Annotated in this window: 18 protein-coding genes, 10 tRNA genes and 2 rRNA genes; 7 read left to right on the top strand and 23 right to left on the bottom strand. The window is 36.0% G+C overall.

The window, feature by feature from the left end; genetic code table 11:
* Positions 1–59 precede the first annotated feature (59 nt).
* Positions 60–2,078: a BglG family transcription antiterminator gene (locus G4Z05_RS10215; RefSeq protein ID WP_163251851.1), complete on the bottom strand. Its 2,019-nt coding sequence runs from the start codon at positions 2,076–2,078 to the stop codon at positions 60–62.
* A gap of 1,247 nt (positions 2,079–3,325) precedes the next feature.
* Between G4Z05_RS10215 and G4Z05_RS10220 the strand changes: the two genes are divergently transcribed.
* The 5 genes from G4Z05_RS10220 to G4Z05_RS10240 all read left to right on the top strand — a co-directional run bounded on the left by G4Z05_RS10220 (position 3,326) and on the right by G4Z05_RS10240 (position 7,615).
* The gene (locus G4Z05_RS10220) at positions 3,326–4,693 is read left to right on the top strand and encodes a sensor histidine kinase (protein WP_205597517.1); all 1,368 of its coding nucleotides are present in this window, start codon (positions 3,326–3,328) and stop codon (positions 4,691–4,693) included.
* 1 nt (position 4,694) lies between these two features.
* Positions 4,695–5,381 (top strand): response regulator transcription factor, encoded by a 687-nt coding sequence (locus G4Z05_RS10225; RefSeq protein WP_163251852.1) that lies wholly within the window; start codon positions 4,695–4,697, stop codon positions 5,379–5,381.
* Entirely contained in the window at positions 5,378–5,926 is a 549-nt protein-coding gene (locus G4Z05_RS10230; protein ID WP_163251853.1) for a TVP38/TMEM64 family protein, read from the top strand. Before G4Z05_RS10225 ends, G4Z05_RS10230 begins: the two co-directional genes overlap by 4 nt.
* A gap of 413 nt (positions 5,927–6,339) precedes the next feature.
* Positions 6,340–6,954, top strand: coding sequence for a DUF1541 domain-containing protein (locus tag G4Z05_RS10235; protein WP_163251854.1), 615 nt, complete (start codon positions 6,340–6,342; stop codon positions 6,952–6,954).
* A gap of 310 nt (positions 6,955–7,264) precedes the next feature.
* On the top strand, positions 7,265–7,615 hold the full coding sequence (locus G4Z05_RS10240; RefSeq protein ID WP_163251855.1) for a winged helix-turn-helix transcriptional regulator: 351 nt from the start codon (positions 7,265–7,267) through the stop codon (positions 7,613–7,615).
* Positions 7,616–7,748: 133 nt separating this feature from the next.
* Here G4Z05_RS10240 and G4Z05_RS10245 read toward each other — a convergent pair whose 3' ends face one another.
* Positions 7,749–8,957 (bottom strand): MFS transporter, encoded by a 1,209-nt coding sequence (locus tag G4Z05_RS10245; protein WP_163251856.1) that lies wholly within the window; start codon positions 8,955–8,957, stop codon positions 7,749–7,751.
* A gap of 1,368 nt (positions 8,958–10,325) precedes the next feature.
* The gene (locus tag G4Z05_RS10250; protein WP_163251857.1) at positions 10,326–11,021 is read right to left on the bottom strand and encodes a CPBP family intramembrane glutamic endopeptidase; all 696 of its coding nucleotides are present in this window, start codon (positions 11,019–11,021) and stop codon (positions 10,326–10,328) included.
* 249 nt (positions 11,022–11,270) lie between these two features.
* On the opposite strand from G4Z05_RS10250, the gene G4Z05_RS10255 reads away from it, so the two are divergent.
* Positions 11,271–11,606 (top strand): PadR family transcriptional regulator, encoded by a 336-nt coding sequence (locus tag G4Z05_RS10255; protein ID WP_163251858.1) that lies wholly within the window; start codon positions 11,271–11,273, stop codon positions 11,604–11,606.
* Positions 11,607–12,113 (top strand): DUF2812 domain-containing protein, encoded by a 507-nt coding sequence (locus G4Z05_RS10260; RefSeq protein WP_163251859.1) that lies wholly within the window; start codon positions 11,607–11,609, stop codon positions 12,111–12,113. It abuts the gene before it with no gap.
* 114 nt (positions 12,114–12,227) lie between these two features.
* Here G4Z05_RS10260 and G4Z05_RS10265 read toward each other — a convergent pair whose 3' ends face one another.
* The 20 genes from G4Z05_RS10265 to G4Z05_RS10360 form a co-directional block, all read right to left on the bottom strand.
* Positions 12,228–12,566, bottom strand: a complete 339-nt coding sequence (locus G4Z05_RS10265) for a hypothetical protein (protein ID WP_163251860.1) — start codon at positions 12,564–12,566, stop codon at positions 12,228–12,230.
* 97 nt (positions 12,567–12,663) lie between these two features.
* Positions 12,664–14,466, bottom strand: a complete 1,803-nt coding sequence (gene glmS / locus G4Z05_RS10270) for a glutamine--fructose-6-phosphate transaminase (isomerizing) (RefSeq protein ID WP_163251861.1) — start codon at positions 14,464–14,466, stop codon at positions 12,664–12,666.
* A 725-nt stretch (positions 14,467–15,191) separates the two neighbouring features.
* Positions 15,192–16,544: a phosphoglucosamine mutase gene (gene glmM, locus G4Z05_RS10275; RefSeq protein ID WP_163251862.1), complete on the bottom strand. Its 1,353-nt coding sequence runs from the start codon at positions 16,542–16,544 to the stop codon at positions 15,192–15,194.
* A gap of 38 nt (positions 16,545–16,582) precedes the next feature.
* The gene (locus G4Z05_RS10280; protein ID WP_163251863.1) at positions 16,583–17,839 is read right to left on the bottom strand and encodes a CdaR family protein; all 1,257 of its coding nucleotides are present in this window, start codon (positions 17,837–17,839) and stop codon (positions 16,583–16,585) included.
* Positions 17,832–18,659, bottom strand: a complete 828-nt coding sequence (cdaA, locus tag G4Z05_RS10285) for a diadenylate cyclase CdaA (RefSeq protein ID WP_163251864.1) — start codon at positions 18,657–18,659, stop codon at positions 17,832–17,834. The genes G4Z05_RS10280 and cdaA overlap by 8 nt, the downstream gene beginning before the upstream one ends.
* A gap of 130 nt (positions 18,660–18,789) precedes the next feature.
* Positions 18,790–19,413 carry an anti-sigma factor family protein gene (locus G4Z05_RS10290; RefSeq protein ID WP_163251865.1) on the bottom strand — a complete coding sequence of 208 codons (624 nt, stop codon included), beginning with the start codon at positions 19,411–19,413 and terminating at the stop codon, positions 18,790–18,792.
* Positions 19,414–19,430: 17 nt separating this feature from the next.
* Positions 19,431–19,994, bottom strand: coding sequence for an RNA polymerase sigma factor SigW (sigW, locus tag G4Z05_RS10295; RefSeq protein WP_038538597.1), 564 nt, complete (start codon positions 19,992–19,994; stop codon positions 19,431–19,433).
* A gap of 220 nt (positions 19,995–20,214) precedes the next feature.
* Positions 20,215–21,114: an arginase gene (gene rocF / locus G4Z05_RS10300; protein ID WP_205597518.1), complete on the bottom strand. Its 900-nt coding sequence runs from the start codon at positions 21,112–21,114 to the stop codon at positions 20,215–20,217.
* A 253-nt stretch (positions 21,115–21,367) separates the two neighbouring features.
* Positions 21,368–21,443: transfer RNA gene (locus G4Z05_RS10305), tRNA-Ala, on the bottom strand.
* A 6-nt stretch (positions 21,444–21,449) separates the two neighbouring features.
* Positions 21,450–21,524 (bottom strand) — tRNA-Gly (locus G4Z05_RS10310).
* A 56-nt stretch (positions 21,525–21,580) separates the two neighbouring features.
* Positions 21,581–21,653: transfer RNA gene (locus tag G4Z05_RS10315), tRNA-Lys, on the bottom strand.
* Between the two features lie 8 nt (positions 21,654–21,661).
* A tRNA-Gln gene (locus tag G4Z05_RS10320) sits at positions 21,662–21,736 on the bottom strand.
* Positions 21,737–21,782: 46 nt separating this feature from the next.
* Positions 21,783–21,867: transfer RNA gene (locus G4Z05_RS10325), tRNA-Tyr, on the bottom strand.
* An 8-nt stretch (positions 21,868–21,875) separates the two neighbouring features.
* Positions 21,876–21,948 (bottom strand) — tRNA-Thr (locus tag G4Z05_RS10330).
* Between the two features lie 24 nt (positions 21,949–21,972).
* Positions 21,973–22,048: transfer RNA gene (locus G4Z05_RS10335), tRNA-Val, on the bottom strand.
* A gap of 7 nt (positions 22,049–22,055) precedes the next feature.
* Positions 22,056–22,127: transfer RNA gene (locus tag G4Z05_RS10340), tRNA-Glu, on the bottom strand.
* Between the two features lie 18 nt (positions 22,128–22,145).
* Positions 22,146–22,218 (bottom strand) — tRNA-Thr (locus G4Z05_RS10345).
* Between the two features lie 27 nt (positions 22,219–22,245).
* Positions 22,246–22,320 (bottom strand) — tRNA-Asn (locus G4Z05_RS10350).
* Positions 22,321–22,330: 10 nt separating this feature from the next.
* Positions 22,331–22,447: ribosomal RNA gene (rrf, locus tag G4Z05_RS10355) — 5S ribosomal RNA — on the bottom strand.
* A 138-nt stretch (positions 22,448–22,585) separates the two neighbouring features.
* Positions 22,586–22,788, bottom strand: a 23S ribosomal RNA gene (locus tag G4Z05_RS10360); the annotation flags it as partial.

The following is a 22,788-nucleotide window of genomic DNA, read 5'->3' on the forward strand; positions in this document are numbered from 1 at the left end:
TCTGAATATCCTTTCTGCACATATTGCTCAAAAACGATCGTCCGGGAAAATAAACTCATTTATAGATTTGTTTGAACGACTGACATTAATAAATTTTTAAAAATCTCATAGTCAGGATTTTGAAATAATTGTTCCTTCAATTCATCATCTTCAATAAAAGTAGCAAGAGCATTAAATATCATATTAAGACCCTCATTTTCCACTTTTGATGGTGACATCAATATAATTAACTTAATTTGTGAATGGTCTTTATCCCACTCCACACCATCTGGTATGACACTGACAACGATTTCACTATTTACACCAATCGGTTTGACTGGATGAGGAAACGCTACTTCTTTAGCAAATACAATTGACCCAAAAGTCTCCCGGATTTCCATTTTTTTGAGCATGTCATCAATAAACTCACTTGAATGACAATCTGATAACGCACGAATCATCTTTTCCAAAATATATTCCCGTTTGACTCTATCAGTAAAAACCATAAACCGATCTGGATGAAAAAACTTATCAAATCGCTTTTCCATTTCCATAGCGGGAGTATACAGTTGGATAGACTCTACGTCTTTCAATTTATTTTTATCAATATATTTACTGATTGCTTGAATATCTTTATGGTTTAAAAAAACACTCACATTAATGACCGGTACATTAAAGAAGCTAACCGATATATCGATCGTTGAAATAATTAAATCGATATCTTCCAAATGTTGATCGGTTAATTGGTAGTAACTAATTACATCAACAATATGGATATAGCCCATAAACTCATTTTCCAACCGATTCTTCAACATTTGAGCACTGCCCAATCCAGTAGAACAAACAACGATAACATTTAGTTTATGGTTTCGCTTATATCGCTCCATTGCAGCAAGAATGTGTAACACAATATAGGCCCATTCATGATCATCGACTTCATATGGAGATAATACAGGCATTTTGGCAAAGTATTTTTTCGTTAAATCCAATATTCCAGCATAGTTGCTCTTAATTTCTTCAAGTAGTGGATTTTTGTGCTCAATGCCCATTTGCAGTCTAGTTAGTAACGGTTTAAAATGTGTTTTTAGCCCCATAATTAATTTTTGATCGACCTTTAATTTCACACCTTCTTTTTCTTTCAGTTCCATAGTAGCAGCCAATAATTGCTCTTGTAACGGCGCCATGTCAGTAGCCATTTCAACGCTTTTGATTGGCTGATTTGCTTTTGACTTGAGGTGCAGTGCAATATAATTAGCCTCATTTACTGGAAATTGAATGGCAATGGTATTTTCAATTCGTTGAACAATTTTACCGGCAACAAATAATTCTTTATCAAAATCAAGCTCTGGGTCGATTGGAAAATCTTGTATGGTATATCCATCATCAATCCGCTTTATGGCTAATGCCAAATGGAGAACTAGATTTTGTAATAGGTAGTCTGAAATTTGAATCTTATATTTTCGGCATTCTTCCAGAACAATGATAAACAAGGTCTCAACGGTAAACCCTTTATTTTTATAATTTATTGGTTCAAAATCCATAAATTTATCAAACGACTCCCGGGAAAAAAAATAGTTTAAAATAAAGCGTCGTTTCTCTAATTCTGAACCGTGTATGATTAATTCTCCGTCTGCATTATAGTCAATTTCGAGATTATAATGATGAAGTCTATCTTTGATTTTTAATAGAACTTTCGTGACCGTTGATTTACTAACAAACATCTCAGTAGCAAGTTCACTAATGGTGATTGTTCTATTTTCAATTAACAATTTATTTAATATAAATCGTTCGCGATCTGCATTTTCAGTTAGGAAATAAACATTTGACATACTCGTATGTTTATCGCTAATTTGCTCTAGAAACTGATAAAATAGATTGTTATTTTTTATTGTTAATGAATACCCATGACCTTTCTTCATATCAATGACTGCACCGTGTTTCTCTACAACCTCTTTTAAATGATTGATATATTTTCGAGCAGTTTTATCAGAAATATTCACATGATTGCCAATCATTTGACTGGAAAGACGGTCATGTTGATTTTTATATAAGTATTGAAGTATCCCTATTTCTTTATTATTCAGCTGAATGTTTTGCATTTGTCGATCGACACCTTCTATTCAATATCGCCTGTATTATTAGATTACCCTCTTTAAAAAAATAACAATCTGTTTAGTATATCAGGGATTCATAAAAGGTTCAAAATCTATCAGTAGGTATCATTTAATTTCCAGGTATGATCACCTTCTTCCATTAAAATAAAACAAAATTTTTTCTTCACCGGATACCTTTATTCTAATGGGGGTAAAAAGGCATGTAAATGTTTTCAAAACACCCATATTTTCCTCTTCGAAGCGGAACATTCTTTTAAAATTAAGAGGAACTGAAAATTCCTAAATCATTCCCTTGCTAAAGAACCGCTCCTTGACTCCTTATGCCTTTAGGATCATCCCTCTCTTCGTTTATTCCATTTAGTCCTACTCTATTATTGAAAACCGTAACTTTGCCAATGCAATCTCTTTTCACACGATCTCCTTTTATTTCTTATTCCATTAAACAATTGATTAAACATGCTAACTACCTAAACTCTAGGGAGGCTCTAATTCCGTGGAAACGATTAGTGTAAGGTAGAATTGAAAAATTACGCAAATCGACATCTTTCCATCTATATTTAGTAAAGATGGTACTCATCAATCGTTTGTTTACAACATATAATTTTGCTTAGAAAATAGTATTTGCCTATCCAATCCTGATAAAAGCTTGTCGAAAATTGCCTATGAATTTCCCAGGAAAAAGTCCACCATTCCCCAAAATATGATTTATTCCTATTAAACGACCATCTTTCTACCATTTTCATGCTATTTTTACACTAATCAAACGTTTATTTAAAATCGTCATAACTTCATCTAATCCTGAATTTTCAATGGAAAACCTTAAAAAGATTGTTGAAAGCTTTCCTTATATTGATTTTATATAAAACTTGTTAATAGAATTTTAAAAAGAATACCATTGCAACATTTGCTTCTATCTCAACAATGGCTCCACTCCTGTATATAAAACGATAAAGAAAATAGTGTTTCTATTTGTGCAAAAGAGAAGAATCACGCTATTTTTAAATGTACAACTTTGCCAGATTGTCTGATAGAAAATCAATATCCGTCATATGAATAGCCTAACACTGGTCTATGGTCTTAATAGAAACTTGGCTTAATACCTTCTGAACATCCGATGCTTTTTTGTAGCGTAATAAATTACCGGTTTTTAAAATATACAAGGTTGATCATATACATATTTTCTACACATTTCTCCTATAAACTATTTCTAAAAAAATAATCAGGAGCTCATTATGAAAATTTCTCTAAAATTGGGAGTATGGTTTTTTATCTGTATTTTAATCATTGAAACTACTTCTATGATGTACTTACATCGCCATGTTATAGAGTCTCGTGCAATGCAAGAGCTTAATTCACTAAAAGAAAGAGGAAATAGCCATCGTGACGTTTTGGAAATTTCATCGGACTCTTCCACTCTTCATCATATTGCCCTAATGGAGTCCAAAACAGATACTGAGGTAGTAATTAAAAATTCCAGGGGGGAAATTATTGAATCTTCTGTATCTATTGATTCCAACATAAAGAGAATAATCAACCAACCTATCCATAATGTACCGAGAAACGGACAAATATTGCAGTCAAATTTAAAAGGAAAAAAATATATAGCAACTGTATCACCTATTAACGGAGAAAATGGGATAAAAGGGTATGTGTACATGTTTAAAAGCACCGATCAAGTGCAAACATTGATTTCACAGTTAAACAAACATTTTATATTAGCCTCTATTCTCATCTTGTTTTTTATGTTGATTACGGTTTTCTTTTTATCAAGAGCTCTAACAAAGCCTTTAATATCAATGAATGATGCAACAAAGAAACTAAGTAAAGGTGACTTTTCTGTATCATTACCTAACATGTCAAAAGATGAAATTGGTGAGTTATCAAGATCTATTCAAACATTAGCTAATGACCTGAATCATTTAAAACAAGAAAGAAATGAATTTTTGGCTAGTGTATCTCATGAATTGAGGACACCATTAACCTATATTAAAGGCTACTCCGATATAGGTAGAAGACTATCGCTCGAGGAGAAGGAGCGGATACATTATTTCAATATTATCCATGAAGAATCCGAACATCTCGAACAGTTAGTAAAGGAATTATTTGACTTAGCAAGGTTGGATCAGAACGCTTTCTCCATCGATAGGAAAAGGGTTCATATCTGTTCATATTTACAATCTATTATGGAAAGGGTCTTACCTGCGTTTAAGGAAAAGCTAATCCAATTAAAGTTAGACTGTGAAGACAACCTATACTTTTCAATCGACCCCATACGATTTGATCAGGTTTTTCTTAACCTTTTAGATAATGCTCTTAAGTATTCCAATGAAAATTCAACAACTCAAATAAAAGCTTTTAAAATGAACGATAGCATCCACATTTCCATTGAAGATGAAGGAATAGGAATTCCAAAAGAGGACTTACCATATATATTTAATCGTTTATACCGTGTAGATAAATCCCGTTCAAGAGCGACAGGAGGATTCGGTTTAGGATTAGCTATTGTTAAGGAAATAGTAGAAGCACATGGAGGAGAAATTTCCGTTAAAAGTAAAGTTGGAAAAGGAACCTGTTTTACACTTGTTTTGAAGGAGGACTAAAATGAGAACTGTTTTACTAGTAGATGATGAGAAAAGAATGCTTGACTTATTAGAATTATACATCTCCCCTCACGGCTACAAATGTGTAAAAAAACACTCTGGAAAAGACGCTACCGAGTTTTTAGAAAATGAACAAGCAGATCTAGTTATTTTAGATATTATGATGCCTGATTTGGATGGGTGGCAAACTTGTGCAAAAATCCGTGAAACATCAGACATACCTATTATCATGCTTACTGCCCGTGATGACAAAGAGGAAGTAGTGAAAGGATTAAAAATCGGTGCGGACGATTATATTACAAAACCTTTTAATGAAAAAGAATTATTAGCAAGAATGGAAGCTGTCATGCGAAGAACGAAAAATGATAAAGAGGACATTTTGAAATTTAAAGGATTAGTTTTAAACGAAGAAGCTTATGAGTTCACATTTGAAAAACAAAGTATTTCATTGACACCGAAGGAATATTCTTTATTAGCTCTCTTTATCAGTAACCCTAATAAAGTTTTCACCAGAGACCATTTACTTACAACTATATGGAATTATAATTCGGATGTGGAAGATCGAACAATCGATTCCCATATCCGTAATGTAAGAGAAAAGCTTCGTCAAGTCGGTTTCCCAGTTGATGAGCACCTAAAAACTGTTTGGGGAGTCGGATACAAATGGAGTACTGAGGGTGAGCAATGACTGGTGTGTTTGAAGATTTAATAACTTCAAGTGGACCTTATGGAATTCTTGTTAGTATCATCATTAACATTGTCATCTGTATAGGAGGCGTGATACCAAGTATTTTCATTACTGCTACAAATATCACCTTTTTTGGCTTTCATACCGGTTTAGCGATCTCTTACATCGGCGAATGTGTTGGAGCAGTGTTTAGCTTTTGGTTGTATCGAAAAGGAATTAAATCATTAAATCCCTCCATATTAAACAAAAACAAATGGTTAATAAAACTTCAGAATACACAAGGATGGGACTCTTTTGTCATTATTTTAGTTTTGAGAATTATTCCCTTAATTCCATCTGGCATAATTAATTTGACAGCTGCTATTAGTAAAACAAGTATTTTTACCTTTTTTATGGCAAGTTCCCTAGGAATGCTTCCAGGAATCTTCATTGAAGCCTACTCTATTAAACAAGTATTGGAATCATCTTCTCTTCTAAAATATATATTAGCGTTCATTACCGTTTTTATCATATTTGTTTATCTTTTTAAAAAAAATAAAACATAAATTGATTCATAGCTTCAGAGGAAACAATAGGAAGTCTCTTCCATCAAGTGAAGAACAGAAAGTACATTAATTATAAAGGATGTCAGTAGCTGACACCCTTTTTCATTTATTGCTGTAATTCTATTTGGCTCCATCCCAACCTTAATTGTTGCGACCACTTTTTTGGTTTTAGATCCATTTAGGATACGCTATTTGCTGGATTTTCAAGTGTACCTTGCTTGGCAACCAATGCATATTTTCCATCCGATCGGATATAAACTGGAGCTGGTCCTTCTCCCTCTCAAACTTTATCAACCTTATCAATATTGAGATTAATAATAGCTAATAATTTACTTGGATTTTGACTTTCTGCACAAATTCTGCACATTTTTGTTGTACTATTACTAGGAAACAAGATTAGGGAGGGAATAATAGTGAAAAAACATACAATCTTATTTCTTCTAACCGTGTTCGTTGCCTTATTTCTAGCAGCATGTTCCAATGATAACAGTGAACATTCCAATAAAAATCAAGCTGATGATAAAACAGAGCAAAAGCAGAAATTGAACTCTCCAAAAAATGAAGGCATGACGGAAATGCACCATGAAGGGATGGATATGAATCATTCAGGTTCAGGTGAAGTCCCTCAAGGTTTAAAAGAGGCTACAACCCCCCAATTTAAGGTTGGAAGTAAAGCAATCATAAATTCTGACCACATGGAGGGCATGAAAGGGGCAGAAGCAACCATTGTTGGTGCTTACGAAACTACTGTGTATACCATTTCCTATACACCGACAACTGGTGGAGAAAAAGTAACAAACCATAAATGGATTATCCATGAAGAGATTAAAGATGCTAGCGATCAACCATATAAACCAGGTGATGAAGTAACTGTTGAGGCAGACCATATGAAAGGCATGGAGGGAGCCAAAGCGGTAATTGACTCGGCTCAACGAACGACCATCTACATGGTTGATTACATATCTACAACAGGAGAAAAAGTGACTAATCATAAATGGGTAACTGAAAGTGAACTAACAGCTAAATAAAAAGATGAAATGCGCCAGTATAGTGGAATTTATCCCATTCCATTGTATTACTGGTGCTTTTATTTAGAATTGGAGATAGTTTTGCCCACTTTTTATAAGAGATATTTTCATAGTCAAGCTGGGGCAATCAATTTTTGATATCGAAACAGTTCGTTCTGATACCTGTACTTTTATCGTCTTTATGCTCTCCACTTCCCCCCTTTTTTACATATCTGACCACAATGCTATTATAATCAGTAAAGAAAGAATAAAAAAATACACTTATAAAAGTGGTATAGTATACCAAACGATACTAAAGGGGGTAATTAAAATGAATATAGAACCAAATTCTTGTCGTGTTGAAGATGCTTTAGACATATTAGTCGGAAAATGGAAACCCATTATCTTATTGTATTTATTGAAGAATGGTACTCAAAGGTTCAGTGAGTTAAAACGAAGTATACCAGGTATTTCACAAAAAATGCTGACCAATCAATTACGTGAGCTAGAAAACGAAGATATTATTCAGCGTGTTGTCTATCCACAGGTTCCTCCTAAAGTGGAATATTCGATTACCGAGTACGGCAAGAGCTTGGAACCAATCTTACACGCAATGCACGAATGGGGAACAAAGCATACATTTCGTAAAAAACAAAAAATGAATGAATGGAAAAGTAAATAAAAAACTGAAAACACCTAGCTTCCTTCACTGGATTAACTAGGTGTTTTCACAAATAAAGGAATAATTATCCAAAATCTAGTTCAATGTCCAATGTTTAAACCTTCCTCTTCCTTCAATCTGAATTATGACTCGCTTAAACGATGTACTGTTTTCCACCACTATCTTGCGCTTTCTCCTTGAACGTGTTAACCCTTCTTTTTGCGGTTGCTGTAAATTGAAAAATACTCATAATTAGAACAATCACAATCATTCCAAAAACTGCAGAAACAAAGCTGTTGGTTGCGTCATGAATCCAACCAAGAATGATAGGACCTAATGCACCAATTACATAACCTGCAGATTGTATCATGGCTGACCAAGAGGCTGCTTCGTGGGCATTATCTGTAGCATCAATTGGCAGAAGAAGATTTAAAGAAAACAATCCGCCTGCTCCAATACCTATCAATGCAGAAGCTACCAATGGTTCAACATTTAGTACGAGTAAAATAAGTCCAACAAGTTCTAATATGGATTCCACTACCAACCACAAACGACGGGAGGGGAACCTTTTTAACAAAATTGGAAGCACTAGGCTAACTGGTATTTGCACAGCTACGAAAATTGTTAATGCAATTGTGGCATAATTTTTAGTGTACCCCATTCCTTCAATAATTTGAGGTAGCCATGCAGTAATTGAGTAAAATAACATAGCCATCAGACCAAAGGACAATGTAAGAATCCATGCTTTACCGTTCCCCCACGGCAATTGAACTTTTGTGCCTGCAGTAGCAGTGTGAGCTGACTTTTTGACTTGTTGATTAACAAACAACCACCAGATAACAGCAGCTACGAATGCTATAATTGCCCAAAATGCAAGGGAAATCTGCCAGGAGTTGAAGCTATTCTCTAGCGTTGTAGAGAGTGCAGAACTGAATGCGGCTCCCAAAGTCAGAGCTACGGTATATACTGCAACCATAGAAGGTACATGATTAGGAAAATGCTGTTTAATGAAGCCAGACAACAGCGGACCTATCAAAGCGATACCGATACCTGCAATGAAAGCTGTTGTGACTAGAAATAATACAGAATTCGTGAACAAACGTATAACAGTACCAATCCCAATAATTACAAGCGATAAGCCTATGATCCGTTCAATTCCCCATTTCCCCCCAGCTTTTACAGCGACCGGAGAAAAAATACCCATACAAAGCACTGGAATGGCGGTCAATAGACTAGCTACAGCTGCACTCATTCCGAGATCGCTTCTAATGCTCTCAAGTAAAGGAGCGATTGAGTTAATGGCTGGACGTAAATTTAGCGAAGCAATAAATAAAGCGATAATTAATAAGACATTTTTTTTCATCTTTTATCCCATCTTTCTTTATTCTTTTATTAGATTAATACAAAAAAGTACCGTTTCTATAATCTTCATATGCTTGTCAAATTTCTCCCATATTTATAACGATTGGGATACCGTCAACAACATGTTCACCATGTCTTTCCCAAGGACCTAATTCGATGACCTTCTGTTGTGAATATTTTGTTTTAAATTTTGTTGAGCTCAACCAAACCCATTTTGCCAAATGAGTATGAAAATGATAAGTAGGCACTTTAATGTGGTGTAGTTTCTTTGAAGTAACTATTGATGAAGAAGCATGTTTAAGACTATAAAAATTTGAAATTTAATATGATTGACTGAAAGGTCATTACCCCTCTTTTCTCTATTGTTACCTGTATCAAATATTCCGTTAATGTTATTAAATTATTCCATTATATAGTAAAGAATAAGGAAAAAGGGTAGTAAAATTGAAAAGTTTTACCCCAAAATAGATGGGAGAGCGATAAGATTAACAGTTTAAGCAGTTAGGAACCTTACGATAAAGGATGGAAAATCCCCCAGCTTTATATAGTGATGTAACAAAATGTACAGAGATTGGGAATATGGAAGTACAATTGAATTCTTATCAGACAATGGATTGAAGGATAATTGAAAATATAAAACGGACTGAATCACGATTGGATCCAGCCCGTTTTTTTATATTTTATATATTTAATTCAAATAAATATACGCTTGAATCTTGAAGGTATACATATTGTGCCTCACGCTCTTAACTCCGCTTATCATTTCATTACTCACTTATTTAGCAGTAGGTACGGACTTTTTAACATGGGGAAGAGGAATTTATTTTGATAAAAAGTTTATGATCCATAATAGACAAATATGGAATATTTAACTGAGGACATTTCGATTCTAATGAGTAAGAAAAAACAGTGGAATGAATACCAATCTTATGACAAAGAAAAATTAACCCTTACAGGATACAGAATTAAAGACAAAAGAATTGAAAAAACTATTGGATATAAATTGATTTTTGATTGAAATGATTAAATGACTACTTAATTTGCAAAAAAAACAAAGATCTACCGGAAATGACCGGAAAACCTTCAGCTTAAGTATATTCATATAACCTTAATTTTTATAGAGATAAGTATGTGTTCAAATAATAAAGTTGTTTAATTTTATCTCGCAACTATCGATCAATTTGATAGGTGGTTTTAAAGTTGTTTAAAATTTATACCCATTCTATGTTTACTGATATAAAAAAAGAATCAGAATAGAATACCTAATTTACTCATTTCTGTATTATTCATCATTCTCTAATCGTATAAATAGAAGAATCGCGCCTGATTATTAATTTAAATAAAATAAATTTGCATTTTATTTTGATGGTTAAGTTTCTTTCGATAATGGTTTCACAAATAAAAAGCTGCGCATATCAATGATTATATGGAAAAGGATTGGGAACAACAAAGATCCTGTTTTCACATAAATATTAGCAAATACAAACCCCATCAAGCCAGTCAGAATGATACCCTTCCAACCTTGGTATGCATGAGCAACACCAAAAATTACTGCTGAAATAATGATGACAGCTATCTGTTCAAGCTCTATAGGAAGACTTGATAAGTAGTGCATTACAAAGCCACGATAAATAATTTCCTCACATACTCCTGCTGTAATAGCGACAAAAATGGACCATGTTCTTTCAAGTTTCGTTACTGGCAACAAAAAATCTATACTACCCAATGATAGTTCTTGTCTTTTTTTAATAACAGGTATTTTCATTAGGATAAATACAAAAATGGCAACACCTATAAGGAATCCAAAAATCATTCCTAAAAAAGACTCAAAGTTATCTGATGATGTTAAACCAATACTTTTAAAATTAATATTTGGAGATATTAGAACAAATACCATTATTACAAAAACAACCAACCATTCTGACACGATTGCAAATTTGTAATATCGTAATCTAGACTCAGAATCCTTTTTCTCCTTTAATGATTTTGTGTACTTAATATCTAATAATGGATAAATCAAAATCAAAAATGCTATTAACAATGAACCAAATAGTAACGTTGACATTGGGACACCCTCCATGAAATTTTATTTAAACCCCCACAAAAAATTAAAACAATATATATCGTCTCTCGTTATTACGTAACTCGATATATCTTACAACGATACAATAACATTTATAAATGAAAATTACAACTATAAATGTTATTTTTTGTTAAATAAAGGCTTTAATATTTATTCTATACTTAGTGAAAAATTCAACTATGTTATAATACTTATTACCAATATTTTCTCAAACAATTTGGAGGTAAAATGATGAAAAGAACCTCACCAGAACAATTCCTACCACTAACACAAACGACTTATTACATATTAATTTCACTCATTACACCCCTTCATGGATATGGAATTATGCAAAAGGTAGAAGAAATAAGTAACCGTGAAGTGACGTTAGGTCCTGGAACGTTATATGGTGCGTTAAGCAAATTAGAAAAAGAAAAGCTTATTCAGAAAACGGATGAAGGTGACGATCGAAAAAAATGCTACATTCTAACTGACCTTGGTAAAGAAGTTGTTAAACTTGAATGGCAGCGATTAAACAATTTAGTTGAAGTGAGCAGGCTTATTGTTGAAAAAATTGGGGGGAATTGAATGACAAAAACGAAAAAAGTCTTTAGAATTTTTTGGGCTTGGCAAGATCACAAGGAAGAAAAGTGGCTAAATGAAATGGCAAGAAAAGGATGGGCTTTAATATCGTACAAATATTTATATACATTCAAAAAGATTGAACCAACTCGTTACATATATAAGCTTGATTATAAGGCAACCAGTGATGAAGATTTAAAGGAATACAAGATGATTTTCGAAGAAACGGGATGGGAATATGTAACACAGTATGGAAAGTGGCATTATTTTCGTACATTAGAAAATGGCAATCAACTAACTGAAATCTATACCGAAAATGAATTTCAAATTGAAGCATATAAGAATTTACTTCGAAATCTTACAATATTACTGATTTCAATACTGATTATTTCGGGAATTGTCCTTTCTTTTTATCGTCCAGCGTTCATCATTGGTTTTAGCACAGCACTGTATTTCATTACAATTTTATGTATTGTAAAAGTGAAACAAAAGATAAATAAATTAAAAGTATAAAAATAGCAGCTAGAACAGAGTAAAAAAGTTCATAGGTTATACAAAATGGATAGATTGATACAGGAAATTTTATTCTTTCAACTATCCAATTTTTTCTTTTTTAATGTGTACAATTTAATAATTGAATATTATTTCAAATGTAACCGCTTCTTCTATACCATTTAAGAAATCTTTATCTGAAATAGCATTCTTAATAATCAATTTTTTTAGACGAGGATGGCCAATATAATTATCTCCAAAAATAACTTTCAATTTATCTGCTATATCTAACTTGTTATCATCTGCAATTACTTTAGGTTTCCCACCTAATACTTTATAACGATGATTTATTGCTTGAATTCCATAACCTATATCCCCCATATGTTGTAGAAAGCTTGTAATTTTATAGTAATTTTTATAATCAATGATTATTTTAAATAACTCAGAATAAAAAAGAAAACCTTGATACAGCAAGTCATTTTCGCTATATCAAGGTAAAAATCAGTGTCACTATTAATTACATGTTGTGAAAAGATTAATTACAACTCACATTCCATAAAACTTCACTTACTTATTCAACAGTGACAGACTTCGCAAGGTTACGTGGTTTGTCAACGTCGCAGCCACGGTGTAATGCGGCATAGTAAGCTAGTAATTGTAATGGTACAACAGAGATAAGTGGTGTTAATAATTCATGTACTTCAGGAATAACGAAGCTATCTTCGTCCATGTTAAGACCCTTCATGGAAATAATACATGGATTTGCTCCGCGGGCAACAACCTCTTTCACGTTGCCTCGAATACTTAAATTGACGCTTTCTTGGGTCGCAAGTGCAATGACAGGAGTTCCTTCTTCAATTAAAGCAATCGTTCCATGCTTTAATTCTCCTCCGGCAAAGCCTTCTGCTTGAATATAGGAAATTTCCTTCAGCTTTAAGGCACCCTCTAGGCCAACATAAAAATCAATGCCACGACCAATAAAGAAGGCATTACGAGTAACAGCGAAGAATTCTCTCGCCATCACTTCAAACAATTCCTTAGAATCACAAAGGACATCCATCGCATTAGCCACCAAGCCAAGCTCTTGCGTTAAATCAAAGCCTACTTCCATACCACGGCTTTTAGCTGTTACTTCTGCTAAAATTGCTAACACAGCAATCTGAGCGGTGTATGCCTTTGTAGAGGCAACTGCAATTTCAGGGCCAGCATGTAATAATAATGTATAATCTGCCTCACGAGACAGAGTAGATCCAGGTACATTTGTAATGGTTAGTGATGGATAGCCCATCTCTTTTACTTGTACAAGAACGGCACGGCTGTCTGCTGTTTCACCACTTTGTGAAATGAATATAAACAATGGTTTTTCAGAAAGAAGTGGCATATTATACCCAAACTCGCTGGAAATATGAACTTCCACAGGAATTTTCGCCATTTTCTCAATTAGTTGCTTTCCAACTAGACCAGCGTGGTAAGAGGTACCCGCAGCAATGATATAAATACGGTCTGAATTCTTTACTGCGTTGATAATTTCACTGTCAATAGCAAGTTGGCCTTGCTCATTTTGATACATTTGAATGATTTTACGCATTACAGCTGGCTGCTCATCAATTTCCTTTAGCATGTAATGAGGATAGGTTCCCTTTTCAATATCACTTGCATCAAGTTCAGCAGTATATGGCTCGCGATTAATGACTTGCCCTTCAAGAGTTTGAATGGTAATTTTGTCAGTTTTTACAATGACAATTTCTTTATCCATTAGTTCGACAAATTGATTTGTCACTTGAAGCATCGCCATTGCATCGCTTGCCACTACATTAAAGCCTTTTCCAAGACCAACTAGAAGCGGGCTTTTGTTTTTCGCCACATAAATCGTTTCTGCATCTTGTTCATCTAATAGAGCAATCGCATAAGAACCATGTAAAAGTTTCAGTGTTTTGCGGAATGCTTCTAACACTTCCATTCCTTCATTTACAAATTTTTCAACTAGCTGCACAATTACTTCTGTATCCGTTTCACTTGCAAATGGTACATCAGCCAAATATTCACGCTTTAGCAGGTCATAGTTCTCGATCACACCATTGTGAACCAAAGTAAAACGTCCAGATGCACTTTGATGTGGGTGAGAATTGACCTTGCTCGGTACACCGTGTGTTGCCCAGCGTGTATGTCCGATCCCAACAGGGGCAACAATCTTTTTATCCACGATGTTACGCAAATCTGCTATACGACCTTTTTCTTTAAAAACATGAATTCCTTCTTCGTTTCTAACAGCAATTCCTGCTGAATCGTATCCTCTATACTCAAGCTTTTCTAAACCTTTTAATAAAATTTCTTTTGAATCGTTATATCCAATATAACCAACTATTCCGCACATTTTTTAGTTCCTCCCTACTAAAGGGGGCAAGAACCATGGAGGCATACTTGCCCCCTTATCTCCGTTTTTTAGGTATCTTTCAATACCTGTTCAATTATGAATTTGAATATGCGCATATCCTTCCCTTTGTGCACAGAGTTACCCCTGTGTTTTAAAGAAGGAATTATCGGTTGTGCGCTCAACCGGGAGGTATCCGCCGAAAACTCGATAAACCTCCTCCTCGTCAACTAACCAAACCTCTGATGGTTAGTCCAGGCGCTTTTAAAAGAAATACCTACCCACTGCCCTCCTTCCTAAAAGAATGCTTTAAAATATACTAAAGCAAGTTAATACTACATGAATAGAAAGAGTACGTCAATAGATATGGAAAAAATGTAAAGGTTTAACTACAACAAAATAAACATATACTATAATATATGCAATCAATATCAATTTGGTTATTAGAAAAGTGAAAGCCCCCTGTTCAGCGGCGTATAGCCTCCTCCCAAAAGCTATCGCTTTCGGTCGTGCGATGTTTATGCTATTGAAGTATTCCTTGTGGTGGCCTCCATGAGATAAAGGAAACACGAAGAGACGAAGGCAATTCGACGTTGACTTATCGTAGGGCGGAGGCCGAAAGTGTCTTTCCGCTAGGGGGCTGGAGCTAGACCATTCTCGGAAGTCACACAGATAGTATCTTATAAAAAAGAGAAGCGGTTATAAATAACCGCTTCTTTAGACTGTGATTACTCGTCTTTCAATCCCATTTCTTGCTCTACTACAGCAGCAATTCTGCTTACATAGGACTCACAAAGCTCCTCTGTCGGTGCCTCGGCCATAACACGGACAAGTGGTTCTGTTCCTGATGGACGAACAAGAATTCGACCGTTTCCTTCCATTTCAGCTTCCACTTGCTGAATAACCTCTTTAACCTTTTCATTATTGGTCACTTGATGCTTATCAGTCACTCTTACATTAACAAGCTTCTGAGGATATTTTTTTAGTTCATCGGCTAATTCAGAAAGTTTCTTTTTCGTTGCTTTCATAATATTTACTAACTGAAGACCCGTTAATAATCCGTCACCCGTTGTATTATAGTCAAGGAAAATGATATGACCTGATTGCTCACCGCCAAGATTAAAGCCATTTTTCTTCATTTCCTCTACGACATAACGATCGCCAACCGCCGTTGGTACACTTTGAATACCTTGACTTTCAATCGCTTTATAAAAACCAAGATTGCTCATGACTGTGGAGACAATCGTATTATGCTTCAAACGCCCATGTTCCTTCATATATTTTCCGCATATGTATAAAATATGATCCCCGTCGACAATGTTTCCTTTTTCATCAATGGCTATTAAACGATCCCCATCACCGTCAAAAGCGAGACCTACATCTGCCCCTTTTTCCTTGACTAAGTTTGCAAGAGCTTCCGGATGGGTTGAACCAACACCATCATTTATATTTAATCCATTAGGAGAAGCACCCATTGTCGTTAAATCTGCATCTAAATCAGCAAATAAATGTGGTGCTAAGGAAGATGTAGCTCCATGCGCACAATCTAGTGCAACATGTATGCCGGAAAAATCTTCGTCCACAGTATTTTTTAAATATTGAAGGTATTTTTGACCTCCTTCAAAGTAATCCATTACCTGCCCAAGATCCGCACCGGTTGGTCGTGGCAATTTATCCTCAGGTAAATCCATTAATTCTTCAATCTCTTGCTCTTGTTCGTCCGAGAGTTTAAAACCATCCGGCCCAAAAAATTTAATTCCATTATCAGCTACTGGATTATGAGACGCAGATATCATGACACCAGCCTGTGCTCCCAGAGCTTTCGTCAAATATGCAACCCCTGGTGTTGAAATTACACCAAGTCGCATTACTTCCGCTCCAATGGAAAGCAAACCTGCAACAAGTGCACCTTCAAGCATGTGCCCAGAAACTCGTGTATCACGTCCAATTAGTACTTTTGGACGAGCTTGATTTTTGGTTAAAACATAACCACCAAATCGACCTATCTTGAAAGCCAGTTCCGGTGTTAATTCTGTATTAGCAACTCCGCGCACACCATCGGTACCAAAATATTTTCCCATAATTAGATTCGCTCCTTCAATATAAATATTGCTGCACTTTATACATTATTTGTTATCGTAATTTTTGCTAAAGATTTCTCCGGCTCCCATTTAATATCTGGGGGACCTTCCACATGAATGTTTACTTGATGACTTCCTTCTTGGAGATTTGTTAAATCTACATATACCCGAAAGTCATTAGGATCAATTTCATCGATTTTATTGGTCGGCCCATTCACCACTATATTTATCCTTTTATTTGCTGGGTCTGTAATCTGAGCTTTTAATTCCTGGGGTAATCCTTGTATTTGGATGGGAACCCCTGAAACTGTTTTCTCTTTCTCTTTCTCTTCTTCTCTCTCTTCTTCTTTCTCTTTTAAAACCGTGACCGTTGCCTTTACCATTTGCGGTGTCACTTTTGTTATCCCATTAGAAATGATGACTGGCAATTCAAGAGTTGTGTTATCTGAAATTTTACTTACATCAACCTCAACTCTCACGCTATCGGCTTTTTTTAACACTTCCTCGCTTGCAGTAATGACTGCTTCATTCTGATCTAGCTCAATGGATTGAATCGTAACACCGGCTGGTGGAGTTCCCTTCTTTACCACATTAATAGGCACAGTTTTAACACTTTGTTTAATTGGAACGGTTACTTTAACCGTTTCAGGTTCTACAACTACATTCAATTTATTTAAGTCTTTATCAAGAACTTGAATACGCGCTTCTTTTGTTATCGTTTCTTTCAATACATTTTTTACTTCAAGTACAGCTTTGACATAAACAATTCGGTCAATTTCACTTTTTGCACCAGTTATTTTCACTTTTTTAGGCTCAGACAAAGGCTTTCCTGAAGAAAAACCATCTTCCACTTGATTTGCATTAAATTCCACTTCTACAGGAAACTCTTTTGTTATTTTTTCCTGTATCGTCACATTTACCGATTTTGGCTTGATTTCTGCCTTTAATTTATCAGAAAGATCTCTGACCTCAAGCTTCACCCTTTGCTTTCCAATCTTAACATTAGTCAAATCAGCCACAACTTCAAAGTTTCTCAAAGCTTTAGCCGTTTGAACATGTGTAATGGGACCTTTGATGGTAATATCCACTGTGTCTGGGATCCCTGAAACCACCAGGTTTTCTGTATCATAATAGGCCGTCACCGGAAAATCCTTAATGGTTTCTTCTGCCTCCTCACCTGGCACATATGACTCGGTTAACTTCCTTCCCGGATGATCGATGGATGAATACAGTAGTATAGCAAGAACTAATGCAAGCCCCTTAATAAACCAAGGATTATCCATTAATTTATCCATTGCTTTTTCCCCTCCAGTTCCAACGAGCTGAAGAAGCTTGTTTCGGTTTATTATGATTAAGAAGCTCATCAGTAAGCAGTTCTCTTAATCCTTCTACCTTTATATCTCGATGTAACTCTCCATTTTTGGTAAGTGAAATATTTCCTGTTTCTTCAGAAACCACTACAGTAATGCTATCTGTTACTTCGCTAATGCCCAAAGCTGCCCGATGTCGCGTTCCTAATTCCTTTGAAATAAAGGGACTTTCAGATAAGGGCAAATAACATGCTGCAGCTGCTACATTGTTTTTTTGAATAATCACAGCTCCGTCGTGTAAAGGAGTGTTTGGGATAAAAATATTAATTAACAGTTCAGATGAAATATGGGAGTTCAAAGCAATTCCTGTTTCAATGTAATCACTCATGCCTGTTTCTCTTTCAATCGAAATCAACGCACCTATCCGGCGTTTCGCCATATAATCTGTAGCTTTAATAATAGCCTCCACTGTTTTTTCCTGTTCATTATCAACAACACTTGTGCTTCTTGAGAAGAACTTCCCTCTACCTAATTGCTCAAGCGCCCGCCTCAATTCGGGTTGAAAAATGATAATGATCGCAAGAAATCCGTAAGTAATGACTTGCTGCATCATCCAGCTCAAGGTGGTTAGTCCAAAAAAATCACTGGCTACTCGAACAATCAATATCACAAGAATCCCTTTTAATAGCTGAACTGCCTTAGTCCCTCTTATTAGATTTATTAATTTATAAATGACATACCATACAACCAGAATATCAACAACACTTGATATGTACTTCCAGAATGTCCAATCGGCAAACGGCATGGTTTTTCCTCCGTAACGTATGCTAAAAAATGAAATGGCAACTCATATATTATAACATAAAATACCTTTTAACCTATTATATGTTGATAGGCAAAAAAAACAAACCACTCAATCTTGAGTGATTTGTCATCTATTTGGCGTCCGATCTTTCCATCAATTCTGTAGCCTCTTTCGCCGTCTTCTTTATGTGATACCAAATCCAATCAAAAACTTCATTAATTTCCTCTATATCTCCCGTCACATGCCCGGCGGAAGCAAGGTATTGCTCCCCATTGATTACGGTGACATCTCCCTGAACTTCTCCTTCAATTTTCAATGTCCCGTTCCGAACAATCACATCGCCTTTAACTACTTCCCCTGCGGGAACTATGACTGTATTGTTTTTAACAACTAAATTTTCCTGTTTGGATACGGAGAATTCGCGCTCTTGATTCCAGGTAGAAAGCACACTTCCTGTCATTAATACAAGAAACAGGGATGCGGCAGCAAGGAATGGATGCTGTTTTAGCCAGCGCCCCATCAATACCTTCCTCTTTTCCTTTGGAAGTCGAGCAAGCACATTTGCAGTGAAATGTTCTGGTGCTTGTAAATTTGAAATGCTTTTAACATAAGCAATAGATTTTTCCAATTCATGAAAAATGGTTTCACATTCTTTACAGCTTTTGAGGTGTTCTCTAAGTTCTTTTTCCTTAATAGGGCTTATTTCTTCGTCCAAATATTCGTGCATTAGTTCTATAATATGTTCTGGACACATTCCTATTCACCTCTTATTCACACATACCTTAATTGTTGTCTCAAAGCTTCCCGTCCACGGTGAATTCTTGTTTTGACTGTTCCAATCGGAAGGTCTAAAATTTCACTAATTTCATTTAACGAAAGATCTTCAATGTATTTTAATATGATGGCTGAACGGTATTTTTCGGGGAGTTTCAAAATTTCCTTTTGTACCGTTTCTTGAAGTTCCAAACTCTCAAGCTCCTTTTCTGGCAGCTGTGTTTCAGAAGAAAGCTGAGAATACATCGTTAAACCTTCCGTTCCAGCCACTTCCGCATCCAAGTAATAATCAGGTTTCTTTTTCCTTATTCTATCAATGCAAAGATTGGTAGCAATTCGGAATAGCCAAGTGGAAAACTTCCGATCTTGGTTAAACGATTTTATATTTACATAGGCTCGAATAAACGTCTCCTGTGCCATATCTTCAGCTTCATGCCGATTTCCTAGCATTCTGTAGCACAATTGGTAGACGCTGTTTTTATATATTTCAATAATTTCTCCGAATGCATCTTGGTCGCCTTTAATAACTTGTTTTATTCTTTTTTTTATTATTGCTTCCATTTAAGTTTCCTCAGCTCCAATGCTACTATACGATAATACGAATCGATAGCAGAAAAGTTTCGTTTCTTGACGAAATTTTTTCTCAATAACTATAATTTTAACAATAAATTAGCAATAATTTCTAATAAATAATTAGAGATAAGTGTATTATGTTGTATTATATTAGAGCGAAGAGCAACCTTATAAAAAAACAGCTGCATTGAGCAGCTGCTTAAGACGATTATAAAAGTTTTTCTCCAAATAAGGAAGCCATCAAACCAACAGCTATAGATGCTGTTTTATTTTTTTCATCTAAAATTGGATTTACTTCAACGAATTCTGCAGAAGTAATAATTTTGGATTCTTCTAACATTTCCATTGCTAAATGGCTTTCTCTGAAACTAATACCACCTATCACCGGTGTGCCAACCCCCGGGCACTCACTTGGATCTAATCCGTCTAAATCAAGTGAAAGGTGCACACCATCCGTTCTTTCCTTCAAGTATGCAATCGTTTCCTCCATCACCTTCGCCATTCCCATGCGGTCAATTTCATGCATGGTGTAAACTTTAATTCCCTTTTCTTTAATTAAAATTCTTTCGCCTTCATCTAGTGATCTGGCACCAATAATGACAACGTTCTCTGGTTTAATCTTTGGTGTATATCCTCCAATTTCAGTTAATTTTGAATGACCGATTCCAAGACTAACCGCTAACGGCATTCCATGAATGTTTCCAGAAGGGCTAGTTTCAGCAGTATTTAAATCACCATGAGCATCATACCAAATAACGCCAAGATTTTTATAGTGCTTAGCTACACCTGCTATAGTACCAATTGCAATGCTATGGTCACCTCCAAGAACTAATGGGAACCATCCAGCTTGAACGGCCTCGTCTACTTTTTCGGCAAGCAAGGCATTTTTTTCAGCAACTAAATCTAAGTTTCTAAGTTTCGATTCTTGATCAACAATAACCTCTGGTCTGCCAATCGCAATATCCCCTAAGTCATGTATTTCGTCAAAAAACGGCTTAAGTCTTTCATTAATTCCGGCATATCGGATTGCACTCGGTCCCATATCCACTCCTCGACGCATTTGTCCTAAGTCCATAGGCATCCCAATAATTGATAGTTTCTTTTTCATTATCGTTGTTCCTCCTATATGTACTATACCTATATTTTAACCGCTTTCAAACCTATGACTCAACTCTACAAAAATATGTATATATATACGATGAGGAATATGAGAAATGGAAAATTGGCAGCAAATTCGTTCAAAAAAGATACTTGAAGATCAAGATCATAATATATCAAATATATAGAACACAAAAAAGGAGTATCCAGAAATGGATACCCCCTTAAAATTTTTTATTTTAATAATATGTAGTGTTATGTCATGGTGGAGCCTAGCGGGATCGAACCGCTGACCTCCTGCGTGCAAAGCAGGCGCTCTCCCAGCTGAGCTAAGGCCCCATTGTTTGGAGCGGAAGACGGGATTCGAACCCGCGACCCCCACCTTGGCAAGGTGGTGTTCTACCACTGAACTACTTCCGCATTATCACAGTTAAAAACCCTAGGATTCAATATCCTGGGGCATTAAAATAAATATATGAGCCATGAAGGACTCGAACCTTCGACCCTCTGATTAAAAGTCAGATGCTCTACCAACTGAGCTAATGGCTCACTTCATTTGGCTGGGCTAGCAGGATTCGAACCTACGAATGACGGAGTCAAAGTCCGTTGCCTTACCGCTTGGCTATAGCCCAATATTAAATCATTTAATATTCTATCCAACTTATTAAAAAATATAAGTGGTGGAGGGGGACGGATTCGAACCGCCGAACCCTGAGGGAGCGGATTTACAGTCCGCCGCGTTTAGCCACTTCGCTACCCCTCCAAAAACAGTGCCGGCTAGAGGACTTGAACCCCCAACCTACTGATTACAAGTCAGTTGCTCTACCAATTGAGCTAAGCCGGCATATATTTTAATAAAAAATAATAATGGTGGAGGATGACGGGATCGAACCGCCGACCCTCTGCTTGTAAGGCAGATGCTCTCCCAGCTGAGCTAATCCTCCAAAATAATGACCCCTACGGGATTCGAACCCGTGTTACCGCCGTGAAAGGGCGGTGTCTTAACCACTTGACCAAGGGGCCGTATAATTTAATTAGAGAAGCTTCCAAGCGGGCTCGAACCGCTGACCTCTTCCTTACCATGGAAGTGCTCTACCTGCTGAGCTATGGAAGCAAACCTAAGTTTCTTGAAAAAATAAAATGGCTCCGCAGGCAGGATTCGAACCTGCGACCGATCGGTTAACAGCCGATAGCTCTACCACTGAGCTACTGCGGAATGATTTACAGCCTGGCAGCGTCCTACTCTCACAGGGGCTTTCGCCCCAACTACCATCGGCGCTGAGAAGCTTAACTTCTGTGTTCGGTATGGGAACAGGTGTGACCTTCTCGCCATTGCCACCAGACCATGCATTCGACACTAATTTATTATAATGACTTTTTCATATTTTGCAAGAGGAAATTTTCATTCCCTCAAAACTAGATAATGCAGAAGAAGTCAAGAAGAACGAGTTCGCCAAAAGCAAATACCATCACTTTTTTATTTGGTTAAGTCCTCGATCGATTAGTATCAGTCAGCTCCACACGTCACCGTGCTTCCACCTCTGACCTATCAACCTAATCATCTTTCAGGGATCTTACTAGCTTAACGCTATGGGAAATCTCATCTTGAGGGGGGCTTCATGCTTAGATGCTTTCAGCACTTATCCCTTCCGCACATAGCTACCCAGCGGTGCCTTTGGCAAGA

The organism is Neobacillus thermocopriae (genome assembly GCF_010975035.1).
GTDB classification, from domain to species: Bacteria; Bacillota; Bacilli; order Bacillales; family Cytobacillaceae; genus Neobacillus; species Neobacillus thermocopriae.